Genomic DNA, 3,411 nt, shown 5'->3' with positions numbered 1-3,411 from the left:
TGGGCGGCGGCGCCACGGCTGGGCGGGACCTGCCCATCCCGGGACGCGACCTCGACGGCATCCACCAGGCGATGGAGTACCTGCCCTGGGGGAACCGGGTGCAGGAGGGCGACGACGTCCTGGGGCCCGACGGGCAACCTCCCATCACCGCGAAGGGCAAGAAGGTCGTCATCATCGGGGGCGGTGACACCGGCGCGGACTGCCTCGGCACCGCGCACCGGCAGGGCGCGACCATAGTGCACCAGTTCGAGATCATGCCGCGCCCGCCGGACACTCGCGCCGAATCGACCCCGTGGCCGACCTATCCGCTGATGTACCGGGTGTCGTCGGCGCACGAAGAGGGCGGTGAGCGGATGTTCTCGGTGAACACCGAGCACTTCATCGGCGAGGACGGCCACGTGACGGCGCTCAAGGCGCACGAGGTCACCATGCAGGACGGCAAGTTCGTCAAGGTCGAGGGTTCGGACTTCGAGCTCGAGGCCGACCTGGTGTTGCTGGCCATGGGGTTCGTCGGCCCGGAACGCGAGGGGCTGCTCACCGACCTCGAGGTCAAACTGACCGATCGCGGCAACGTGGCGCGCGGAGCCGACTTCGACACGTCGGTGCCCGGAGTGTTCGTGGCCGGGGACATGGGTCGCGGCCAGTCGTTGATCGTCTGGGCGATTGCTGAAGGCAGGGCCGCGGCCGCCGCCGTGGACCGGTACCTGATGGGCGCGACCGCGCTGCCCGCGCCGGTCAAGCCGACGGCCGTACCGCTACAGTAATCACACCAGTCACACCAGAAACACGCCGACAATCGTTCGGCGAGCCTGCCCTAGTTTGCCAGGACGTAGGTGTCTAATGGACCGCTGTGGGCTTCATGCCACAGAGGCCCCGGCTGAACAGACCGTCGCAGGAGTGGTCACTGTGCATATGAATCCATTACCTCGATCGCGGATGGGGCGAATGGCCTGGTCATGGCTGCGCCACCCGGTCAAAAGTCGCGAGTTTCCCGCCAAGCACGAACGCCTGGTTACGGCCGAGGATCTGCTGCTCTTCGGGGTGTGAACAGCCGACACGGCCGCGCACGGCGCTCGGGGGGTTTGCTCAAAGCCGCTCGTGGCGGCCGGCCCGCGATCAGCCGTCCAACAGCCCCGAATCGCGGATGGCCTCGGCCAGCGGTTCTAGAACGGCCGGGTCGTGCGGTGGGTTGATGTACAGGATGCCCAGGTCGAGCCCTTCGGCCGCCAGTCCAGCCGCCTGCTCGAGGACCTGCTGGTAGTTGCGCTCCTCGTCCAGGCGCAGGTGGGCCGACAGCGTGATCTCCTTGGGGTCGCGGCCGATCTTCTCGCACTCCGCGGCCAGCACGTCGCGCTTGCGCGCGAACTCCTCAGGCGGGCCGCCGACGAAATTCCAGTGCTGCGCGTAGCGGGCGGTCAGCGGCAGCGTTCGTTTCTCCCCGCTGCCCCCGATGCAGATCGGGGGGTGGGGGCGCTGCACGCCCTTGGGCTCGTTGCGGGCGCCCTTGAGCTGGTAGAACTTGCCGTCGAAGTCGGTGGTCTCCTGGCTGAGCAGGCTGATCAGCACCTGACACGCCTCCTCGAACCGATCGAAGCGTTCCCGCAGGCTGCCTAATTCGATGCCGTAGGCGCCCGACTCCTCCTCGTTCCACCCGGCGCCGATGCCCAGCTCGAGCCGGCCGCCGGAGATGATGTCGAGCGCGGCGGCCATGTTGGCCAGCAATGCCGGGTGCCGGTAATGGATCCCGGTGACCAGGGTGCCCAGCCGCAGTCGTTTGGTGGCCTGCGCCAGCGCGGTCAGCGTCGTCCAACCCTCCAGGCAGGGCCCGGTGCTGTCGGAGAAGATCGGATAGAAGTGGTCGAAGGTCCACCCGGACTCGAAGACGTCGATATCGTCGGCGGTCTGCCAGACGGCGAGCATGTCCGCCCAGGTGGTGTCTTGGGGTGAGGTCTTGAACGCGAATCGCATGGAATCCACGCTAGTCGATCTTTATGAAGGGCAACTAAACTCAGCGGAGCGATGAGCTACTCCCTCGGACTCGACACCAAGGTCACGCTGCTGGCGGCCGGCCTGATCTTTCTGCTGGCGCTGGTGCTCGGGGTGTGGAAGTACCGGCAGATCATGGCCGCGCCTGACCATCGCGCCCATCCCTACGTCGACATCGCACACCGGGCGGCGTTGCTCTACTCGTTCGCGACGCTGCTGCTGGCGGTCTTCGTCGAGCTCAGCGCGTGGCCGACGTGGGTCAACCTGAGCGCGGCCGGTGTGGTCGTCTTCTTCTTCGTCGGCGCCATCCTGAGCTACATCGGGCACGGGGCGCGGCGCGACACCGTCAACCAATTCGCGGACCCCGCAACGGGCACGGGGTTGGCGATGCCGTTGCTTATCGCCGGCGAGATCGGGGGCTTTTGCGTTCTGCTCGCCGGTTTCGTGGTCGGCCAACTGATGTGAACCGGCCGCTCGAGCCTCCCGGTTTGCTAGTGGGCGGTCATGCTCAGACCGCTCCCGCCACCGCCTCGGCCCCGGATAGGCTCTGTGCCCATTGCAGGAGACTGGGTGCGTCGAGCTGAGGTTGAATTCCCGCGGTTCCCGCCAGGCCAGGTGAGCTGCTGAGCACGCCCGCCCCGGGGAGTGCGCCCGCCCCGGTTGACGCCGACGGTACCGCGGCGGCCGCGCTGATGGTGTATGGCTGCGCGAGGACGACGTTGCCGGTCGTGGAGACCACTCCGCTGACGATGTTGAGAGTTCCACCGTAGGTTTCCAATGCTCCTCCGGTGGACCCGACCCCGACCGTGACGATGCTGTCAGAGATCGTGACGCTATCGCCGGAAAAGGCCCCCATGCCGCAGATACTTTGCGCAGTGAGCGTCAAGCTGCTGCCGTTCTGGATGGTCAACGTCGCGCCATTGCCGATCATTTGCATCCAGCCGCCGTTGGTGAGGATCAATGTGCTGCCGGACTCGATGTTGATGGTGCAGCTGTAATTTACGTTGAAAGTGCCAGCGTCGATGATGAGGGAACTGCCGGCGCCGATATTGACGATGCCCCCTTGCGACGTCGTGTAGGTGCCGGGGCCGTATGTGCCGGGCCCGGTGATCTCGCCGGTGACGGCGGTGTTGGGGGAGGCTAGCTGGCGGGTCGCGTTGGTGCTGAGTTGCTGGGTCAGTGACTGGGTGCGGGCGCCGGTTGTGTTGCCCGCGGTCTGGGCAACCGAACGGGCCTGCGCGTCGCGCCCGGATTCGTTGGTGGTCTGGGGCGGTTCGTGAATCGGGGTCAGGGTGCTCGCGGGCGCCGATGCAGCGGCATAGGCATACATCGCGGTAGCGTCTTGGGCCCACATCTCCATGTACTGGGCTTCGGTGGCTGCGATCGCCGGGGTGTTCTGCCCGAGAAAGTTGGTCGCGATCAACG

General features: G+C 66.6%; 4 protein-coding genes. 2 read left to right on the top strand and 2 right to left on the bottom strand.

Annotation, left to right across the window (positions count from 1 at the left end):
• The coding region (locus tag A9X04_RS07505) for an FAD-dependent oxidoreductase (protein WP_197509081.1) at positions 1 to 764 on the top strand (764 nt) is incomplete at its 5' end.
• Positions 765 to 1,116: 352 nt separating this feature from the next.
• Here the strand turns inward: A9X04_RS07505 and A9X04_RS07500 are convergent.
• Entirely contained in the window at positions 1,117 to 1,968 is an 852-nt protein-coding gene (locus A9X04_RS07500; protein ID WP_067919016.1) for an LLM class F420-dependent oxidoreductase, read from the bottom strand.
• A gap of 51 nt (positions 1,969 to 2,019) precedes the next feature.
• Between A9X04_RS07500 and A9X04_RS07495 the strand changes: the two genes are divergently transcribed.
• Positions 2,020 to 2,451 carry a hypothetical protein gene (locus tag A9X04_RS07495; protein WP_067919015.1) on the top strand — a complete coding sequence of 144 codons (432 nt, stop codon included), beginning with the start codon at positions 2,020 to 2,022 and terminating at the stop codon, positions 2,449 to 2,451.
• Positions 2,452 to 2,494: 43 nt separating this feature from the next.
• Here A9X04_RS07495 and A9X04_RS32040 read toward each other — a convergent pair.
• The coding region (locus tag A9X04_RS32040) for a PPE domain-containing protein (RefSeq protein WP_156764255.1) at positions 2,495 to 3,411 on the bottom strand (917 nt) is incomplete at its 5' end.

Source organism: Mycobacterium sp. E3247, from assembly GCF_001667785.1.
In the GTDB taxonomy this organism is placed as follows: domain Bacteria; phylum Actinomycetota; class Actinomycetes; order Mycobacteriales; family Mycobacteriaceae; genus Mycobacterium.
This window is presented reverse-complemented; position numbering and strand designations above follow the sequence as displayed.